Here is a 6950-nt window from a genome sequence, read left to right as displayed (position 1 = left end):
TGTATAAGAGACAGCGTCTCCACTCCCTCCCCGCAGACGGAGCCGCCCCGGTGTCCAGCCTCGCCGCCCCCGCCCCCGCCCTCGCCCCCCGCCGGGCCGGGCTCGCGGACCTGCCCGTCCTCCTCGTCGCCGTCGTCTGGGGCGGCAGCTACCTCGCGGCCAAGGGGATCACCACCGCCCACACGGTCGTCGCGGTGCTCGTCCTGCGCTTCGCGCTCGTCCTGCCCGTCCTGGTCCTCGCCGGCCGGCGGCGGCTGCGCGCGCTGAACGCCGCCCAGCTGCGCGGCGCCGGGCTGCTGGGCCTCGTACTCGGCGGGATCTTCCTGCTGGAGACCTACGGGGTGGTGCACACCTCCGCCACCAACGCCGGGCTGATCATCAGCCTGACCATGATCTTCACCCCGCTCGCCGAGTCCGCCGTACGGCGCACGGCCCCCTCGGGCGCCTTCCTCGCGGCCGCCGCCGTCTCCGTCACCGGGGTGGTCCTGCTCACCCAGGGCGCCGGGTTCACCGCCCCGGGCGCCGGCGACCTGCTGATCCTCGGCGCGGCCCTCGCCCGTACCCTGCACGTCCTGCTGATGGCGCGGATCGAGGCCGTCCGGGACGCCGACTCCCTCTCCCTCACCACCGTCCAGCTCGGCGGCGCCGTCCTGGTCTTCGCCCTGCTCGCCGCCCTGCCCGGCACCGGGGACAGCCCCTGGGCCGTGGCCGCGGACTTCGGCCCCGCCGCATGGGGCGGGCTGGCCTTCCTCTCCCTCCTGTGCACCCTCTTCGCCTTCTTCGTGCAGATGTGGGCCGTACGCCGCACCTCGCCCTCCCGCGTCAGCCTGCTCCTCGGCACCGAACCGCTGTGGGCGGCCGCCGCGGGCATCGCCCTCGGCGGCGAACACCTCGGCGCCGCGGGCCTCACGGGCGCGGCCCTCGTCCTGGCCGGCACGGCGTGGGGGCGCCGCGCCGCGGGCTGACGAGCCGATTGGCCGACAATCGACTCTTCCGGATTTGATCACCGGGCCTACTGTGGCCCGCATGCCCCGCCAACGCGCCGATGCACGGCACCAGACGCCGCGGGCTGATCCGGCCCGATCCGGAAGACACCCCCTAGAGGTCCGGGAGCTCCTCCAGCCGTACCGGGCGCCGCTCCCGGCGCGAGCGCTCGCACGCCTCCGCGACCCGGAACGCGGCCAGGGCCTCCCGGCCGTCGCACGGGTTGGCCCCCTCGCCGCGCACCAGCCGGACGAAGGCCGCCAGCTCGGCCTCGTAGGCGGGCCCGAACCGCTCCAGGAAGCCGGTCCACGGCTTGCTCGCCGGGGGCGGCCCGTGCGGCTCCGTCGAGGCGATCGGCGTACGGTCGTCCAGCCCGCAGGAGACCTGGTCCCGCTCCCCGGCGAGCTCCATCCGCACGTCGTAGCCGGCGCCGTTGCACCGGGTGCCGGTGCAGGTGACCAGGGTCCCGTCGTCCAGGGTGAGGACGGCCGCCGCCGTATCGATGTCGCCGCTCTCGCGGAAGGCCGCCGGACCGGCGTCCGAGCCGGCCGCGTACACCTCCGTCACCTCCCGGCCGGTCACCCAGCGCGCCATGTCGAAGTCGTGCACCAGGCAGTCCCGGTACAGGCCCCCGGAGCCCGCGAGGTAGGCGGCGGGCGGCGGAGCCGGGTCGGCGGTCATCGTGCGCACGGTGTGCAGCCGCCCCAGGGCACCCGAACGGACCAGCTCCCGCGCCGTCCGGTAGCCGGCGTCGAACCGCCGCATGAAGCCCACCTGGAGCAGCCCGCCGACGGCGGTCACCTCCCGCAGCACCTCCAGGGTCCGCGCCAGGTCGGGGGCGATCGGCTTCTCGCAGAACACCGGCAGCCCGCCGCGCACCGCCCGTACGACGAGCCCGGCGTGCCCCTCGGTCGCACACGCCACGACCAGCGCGTCCACGCCCCAGGTGAACACCTGGTCGACGGAGGGCGCGGCGGTCGCCCCCAGCCGGTCCGCGAGCCGCGCGGCCCGCCCCGGCTCGGCGTCGGCCAGCAGCAGCGAACCGGCATCCGGGTGGCGGGCCAGAGAGGCCGCGTGGAAGGACCCGATCCGGCCCGTTCCGATGAGCCCGATGCGCATGCACTCAACGTGACCCCGTACGGGGGACCTGTCAATCCGCCCGCACATGCCCCGATGACCCTTCATGGTCCACTGTGGCGGATACTGGGCGGCTGAAACCGGAAATGACCGATTCATGACGGACGAGGGAAGGGCACGGGGACGTGGCTAGGGTTCGGACAGGGGTACGCGTCGTCGGCGCCGTCCTCGCGGCGGTACTGGGGGCCTCCCTCGCGGGCTGCAGCAGCACGGGCGGCAAGCGCGCCGAGGAGCGGGCGAAGGCCGCCGAGGCGGGCCGGCCCGCCGTGTCCACGCCGCGCTGGACCTTCGCGATGGTCACGCACGCGGGCGACGGCGACACCTTCTGGGACATCGTGCAGAAGGGCGCCAAGGAGGCGTCGGCGAAGGACAACATCAACTTTGTCTACTCGCACGACGACCAGGCCCAGCAGCAGGCCCAGTTCGTGCAGAACGCCATCGACCAGAAGGTCGACGGGATCATCGTCAGCCTCGCCAAGCCCGAGGCCCTCAAAGACGTCGTCGGCAAGGCCGTCAAGGCCGGCATCCCCGTGATCACGGTCAACTCCGGCTCCGCCCAGTCCGCCGAGTACGGGGCGCTGGCCCACATCGGCCAGGACGAGGAGATCGCCGGCGAGGCCGTCGGCACCGAGATGACCAAGCGGGGCCTGAAGAAGGCGGTCTGCGTCCTGCACGAGCAGGGCAACGTCGGCCACGAGCAGCGCTGCGCCGGGGCGAAGAAGACCTTCGGCGGCAGTATGGAGAACCTCTACGTCGAGGGCACCAACATGCCCTCCGTCCAGGCCGCCGTCCAGGCCAAGCTCCAGGCCGACCCGTCCGTCGACGGCATCCTCACCCTGGGCGCCCCCTTCGCCCCCACCGCCGTCAAGGCCAAGGAGGCCGCGGGCAGCAAGGCCGAGGTGGACACCTTCGACCTCAACGAGTCCGTCGCCCGGGACCTGAAGTCCGGCGCCCTCGGCTTCGCCGTGGACCAGCAGCCCTACCTCCAGGGCTACGAGGCGGTCGACCTGCTGTGGCTCTACCGCTACAACGGCGACGTGCTCGGCGGCGGCCGCCCGGTGCTGACCGGGCCGCAGATCGTCACCGCCGACCAGGTCGCCAAGCTGGAACCGTTCATCAAGCGGGGCAGCCGATGAGCGCCGCCGCCCCGCCCGCCGACGAGCGGCTCGCACCCGTCTCGTACGTGCGCCGGCTGCTGGGCCGCCCCGAGCTGGGCGCGGTCGTCGGCGCCGCCGCCGTCTTCGTCTTCTTCTCCTTCGCCGCGGACAGCTTCCTGAAGGCCTCCAGCCTCAGCACGGTCCTGTACTCGGCCTCCACCATCGGGATCATGGCCGTCCCGGTCGCCCTGCTGATGATCGGCGGCGAGTTCGACCTCTCCGCAGGCGTCATGGTGACCACCTCGGCGCTTTTCAGCTCGATGTTCAGCTACCAGATGACCGCCAACGTCTGGGTCGGCGTCGGGGTGTCCCTGCTGGTCACCCTGGCCATCGGCTTCTTCAACGGGTTCATGCTCACCCGTACGAAGCTGCCCAGCTTCATCATCACGCTCGGCACCTTCCTGATGCTGACCGGCCTGAACCTCGGCTTCACCAAGCTGATCAGCGGCACCGTCTCCACCAAGTCCATCGCCGACATGGAGGGCTTCTCCTCCGCCCGGGCGCTGTTCGCCTCCCAGTGGAACGTCGGCTCGGTCACCCTCAAGGTCACCATCCTGTGGTGGCTGGCCCTGGTCGCCGTCGCCACCTGGATCCTGCTGCGCACCCGCGCCGGGAACTGGATCTTCGCCGTGGGCGGCGGGGCCGACGCGGCCCGCGCCACGGGCGTCCCCGTCGTCAAGACCCGTATCGGGCTCTACATGGGCGTCGCGCTGTGCGCCTGGATCTCCGGGCAGCACATCCTCTTCTCCTTCGACGTGGTCCAGTCGGGGGAGGGCGTCGGCAACGAGTTCCTCTACATCATCGCGGCCGTCATCGGCGGCTGCCTGATGACCGGCGGCTACGGCTCCGCGATCGGCTCGGCCGTCGGCGCGTTCATCTTCGGCATGGCCAGCAACGGCATCGTCTACGCCCAGTGGAACCCGGACTGGTTCAAGTTCTTCCTCGGCGCCATGCTGCTGCTCGCCACGCTGCTCAACGCATGGGTCCGCAAGCGGGCGGAGGCACGGTCATGAGCACGCCCCTGGTGAAGCTGACCGGAGTCAGCAAGTACTACGGCAACATCCGCGCCCTGCGCGACGTCTCCCTGGAGGTGTCGGCCGGCGAGATCACCTGCGTCCTCGGCGACAACGGCGCCGGCAAGTCCACCCTCATCAAGATCATCGCGGGGCTGCACCGGCACGACGCCGGCACCTTCGAGATCGAGGGCGAGGAGACCGTACTGGCCAACCCGCGCGCGGCCCTCGACCGCGGCATCGCCACCGTCTACCAGGACCTGGCCGTCGTCCCCCTGATGCCGGTCTGGCGGAACTTCTTCCTCGGCTCCGAGCCCACCAGGGGCCGCGGCCCCTTCCGCCGCCTCGACGTGGCCCACATGCGCGAGACCACCCGCGCCGAGCTGCTGCGCATGGGCATCGACCTGCGCGACGTCGACCAGCCGATCGGCACCCTCTCCGGCGGCGAGCGCCAGTGCGTGGCCATCGCCCGCGCCGTCCACTTCGGCGCGAAGGTCCTCGTCCTGGACGAGCCCACCGCCGCCCTCGGCGTCAAGCAGTCCGGGGTGGTCCTCAAGTACGTCGCGGCCGCCCGCGACGCCGGTCTCGGAGTGGTCCTCATCACCCACAACCCGCACCACGCGCACCTGGTCGGGGACCGCTTCGTCCTCCTCAAGCGCGGTGCCATGGCGGGCAGCCACACCCGTGACTCGATCACCCTCGACGAGCTCACCCGGCAGATGGCGGGGGGCTCGGAGCTGGACGAGCTGAGCCACGAACTGGAGCGGGTGGCAGAATCAGGACCGGACACCCCGTCCGGCTCCACCCCCGCCACCGCCTCCGACAGGGACGACACGACTCGATGACCACCTACCGGGACTTCTCGCTCACCCACCGCGGGTCGGCGCGAGCCACCGTCCTGCGGACCATCGGGACCCGTGAGCGCCGGTCGCACCTGACCGCCCCCCGCGTCCCGACGGTCGGCATCGACATCGGCGGCACCAAGGTGATGGCGGGCGTCGTCGACGCCGACGGGAACATCCTGGAGAAGATCCGCACCGAGACCCCGGACAAGTCCAAGAGCCCCAAGGTCGTCGAGGACACCATCGCCGAGCTGGTCCTGGACCTCTCCGACCGGCACGACGTGCACGCGGTGGGCATCGGCGCGGCAGGCTGGGTCGACGCCGACCGCTCCCGCGTCCTGTTCGCCCCCCACCTGGCCTGGCGGGACGAGCCCCTGCGCGACGCCCTCCAGTCCCGCCTCGCGGTCCCGGTCATGGTGGACAACGATGCCAACACGGCCGCCTGGGCCGAGTGGCGCTTCGGCGCCGGACGCGGCGAGGACCACCTCGTCATGATCACCCTGGGCACCGGCATCGGCGGGGCCATCCTGGAGGGCGGCCAGGTCAAGCGCGGCCGCTACGGGGTGGCCGGCGAGTTCGGCCACATGCAGGTCGTCCCCGGCGGGCACCGCTGCCCCTGCGGCAACCGCGGCTGCTGGGAGCAGTACAGCTCCGGCAACGCCCTGGTCCGCGAGGCCCGCGAGCTGGCCGCCGCCGACTCCCCGGTCGCGCACGACATCATCGCCAGGGTCGGCGGCAACGTCCACGAGATCACCGGACCGCTGATCACCGAGCTGGCCCGGGAGGGCGACGCCATGTGCGTCGAGCTCCTCCAGGACATCGGCCAGTGGCTCGGCGTCGGCATCGCCAACCTCGCCGCCGCCCTCGACCCCTCGTGCTTCGTCATCGGCGGCGGCGTCAGCGCCGCCGACGACCTGCTCATCGGCCCCGCCCGGGACGCCTTCCGGCGCCACCTCACCGGCCGCGGCTACCGCCCCGAGGCCCGCATCGCCAAGGCCCAGCTGGGCCCCGAGGCGGGCATGGTCGGCGCCGCCGACCTCGCCCGGCTCGTCGCCCGCCGCTTCCGGCGCGCCACCCGCCGGCGCGTCGAGCGCTACGAGCGCTACGCGCAGTTCGGCCGGCGAGGCGCCGCCGGCCCCGAGGACCAGGACCAGCAGTGACACCGCCCACCTTGCCCCGTCAGGCCTCCTCGCCCGAGGCGGGCGGCGGCCGGCCGCCCACCCCCGGGGAGCGGCGCAGCACCGTGCGCCGGCGCTGGGTCACCGCGCTCATCATCCTGCTGCTCATCGGCGTCCCGGCCGGCTACCTGGCCATCTCCGCCCAGCAGAGCCGCGAGAGCGGCCGCGACAAGGCCGCCCGGGTGGGCGCCGTCAAGGTCCGCCCGGACTGGCCGTCCAAGGTGCAGCGCAGCATCTACGAGGTGCCGATCCCGCTGATGGCCGCCCACGTCGGCTACCTGGAGACCAACAACTGGCACACCAGCCGGCTGTACGTCCAGTTCCAGGTCACCCCGGAGCAGCTGGACACCTTCCTGGCCGACATCGGCACCGGCCGCGGGGCGCTGACCCCCGGGGTCTCGGTCTCCGACCGTGACGCCCAGGTCGCCGGCTGGAGCTGGAGCCCCGCGCACCAGTGGTCCGGGGTCACCCTGGAGGCCGAGGACCCGCGTCCCACACGTGACGTCACCGTCGACTTCACCAACCCGGCCGCCCCCCGCGTCTACGTGGTCTCCACCACCGTCCCCTAGGGGGTGTCGCGAGAGTCCCACACGGCGCCCACGGCGCCCGGCACGCACTCTCGCCGCACCGGCCGAAACC

7 protein-coding genes are annotated in these 6950 nt (G+C 72.8%); 6 read left to right on the top strand and 1 reads right to left on the bottom strand.

The features are described 5' to 3' along the window. Positions 1-50 precede the first annotated feature (50 nt). A complete protein-coding gene (locus VR44_RS09830) occupies positions 51-965 on the top strand; it encodes a DMT family transporter (RefSeq protein ID WP_045947035.1) in 915 nt (304 codons plus the stop codon). Between the two features lie 133 nt (positions 966-1098). Here VR44_RS09830 and VR44_RS09825 read toward each other — a convergent pair whose 3' ends face one another. Then, entirely contained in the window at positions 1099-2103 is a 1005-nt protein-coding gene (locus tag VR44_RS09825) for a Gfo/Idh/MocA family protein (protein ID WP_045947034.1), read from the bottom strand. A 143-nt stretch (positions 2104-2246) separates the two neighbouring features. On the opposite strand from VR44_RS09825, the gene VR44_RS09820 reads away from it, so the two are divergent. Genes VR44_RS09820 through VR44_RS09800 form a run of 5 tightly spaced genes read left to right on the top strand, consistent with a single transcriptional unit; the run spans position 2247 to position 6880 of the window. Then, on the top strand, positions 2247-3257 hold the full coding sequence (locus VR44_RS09820) for a sugar ABC transporter substrate-binding protein (protein ID WP_045947033.1): 1011 nt from the start codon (positions 2247-2249) through the stop codon (positions 3255-3257). Continuing rightward, positions 3254-4291, top strand: coding sequence for an ABC transporter permease (locus VR44_RS09815; RefSeq protein ID WP_045947032.1), 1038 nt, complete (start codon positions 3254-3256; stop codon positions 4289-4291). The genes VR44_RS09820 and VR44_RS09815 overlap by 4 nt, the downstream gene beginning before the upstream one ends. Continuing rightward, positions 4288-5136 carry an ATP-binding cassette domain-containing protein gene (locus tag VR44_RS09810; RefSeq protein WP_245691659.1) on the top strand — a complete coding sequence of 283 codons (849 nt, stop codon included), beginning with the start codon at positions 4288-4290 and terminating at the stop codon, positions 5134-5136. Before VR44_RS09815 ends, VR44_RS09810 begins: the two co-directional genes overlap by 4 nt. After that, positions 5133-6293: an ROK family glucokinase gene (locus VR44_RS09805; RefSeq protein WP_045947030.1), complete on the top strand. Its 1161-nt coding sequence runs from the start codon at positions 5133-5135 to the stop codon at positions 6291-6293. Before VR44_RS09810 ends, VR44_RS09805 begins: the two co-directional genes overlap by 4 nt. An 11-nt stretch (positions 6294-6304) precedes the next feature. Beyond that, the gene (locus tag VR44_RS09800) at positions 6305-6880 is read left to right on the top strand and encodes a hypothetical protein (RefSeq protein WP_245691658.1); all 576 of its coding nucleotides are present in this window, start codon (positions 6305-6307) and stop codon (positions 6878-6880) included. The last annotated feature ends 70 nt before the right edge of the window (positions 6881-6950 follow it).

This window comes from Streptomyces katrae (genome assembly GCF_000966975.1).
GTDB lineage: Bacteria > Actinomycetota > Actinomycetes > Streptomycetales > Streptomycetaceae > Streptomyces > Streptomyces katrae.
This window is presented reverse-complemented; position numbering and strand designations above follow the sequence as displayed.

What these genes read in the sequence shown, in the direction of transcription:
- VR44_RS09805 (WP_045947030.1), top strand. Translation starts at nt 5,133, where the DNA reads ATGACCACCTACCGGGACTTCTCGCTCACCCACCGCGGGTCGGCGCGA.
- VR44_RS09815 (WP_045947032.1), top strand. Translation starts at nt 3,254, where the DNA reads ATGAGCGCCGCCGCCCCGCCCGCCGACGAGCGGCTCGCACCCGTCTCG.
- VR44_RS09810 (WP_245691659.1), top strand. Translation starts at nt 4,288, where the DNA reads ATGAGCACGCCCCTGGTGAAGCTGACCGGAGTCAGCAAGTACTACGGC.
- VR44_RS09825 (WP_045947034.1), bottom strand. Translation starts at nt 2,103, where the DNA reads ATGCGCATCGGGCTCATCGGAACGGGCCGGATCGGGTCCTTCCACGCG.